Raw genomic sequence first — 373 nt, forward strand, 5'->3', positions numbered from 1 at the left:
ATGCTTCGGGGAGCTGTACGTAAGCTTTGATCCGGAGATTTCCGAATGGGGAAACCCAATCATCTTAGTCGATGATTAATGCTTAGTGAATACATAGCTAAGTATTGGCAGACGTGGGGAACTGAAACATCTAAGTACCCACAGGAAGAGAAAGCAATTGCGATTCCCATAGTAGCGGCGAGCGAAATGGGAACAGCCCAAACCAGGAAGCTTGCTTCCTGGGGTTGTAGGACTGAACATTTGAGTTACCAAAGTAACGGATAGTCGAACGGTTTGGGAAGACCGGCCAGAGCGGGTGATAGCCCCGTAGACGAAATTTGTTACCCTCAGTTCAGGATCCTGAGTACGGCCAGACACGTGAAACCTGGTCGGA

1 rRNA gene is annotated in these 373 nt (G+C 49.1%); it reads left to right on the forward strand.

The features are described 5' to 3' along the window. Window positions 1–373, forward strand: a 23S ribosomal RNA gene (locus CES82_RS12070); the annotation flags it as partial.

It is taken from the genome of Secundilactobacillus silagincola, from assembly GCF_002583405.1.
In the GTDB taxonomy this organism is placed as follows: domain Bacteria; phylum Bacillota; class Bacilli; order Lactobacillales; family Lactobacillaceae; genus Secundilactobacillus; species Secundilactobacillus silagincola.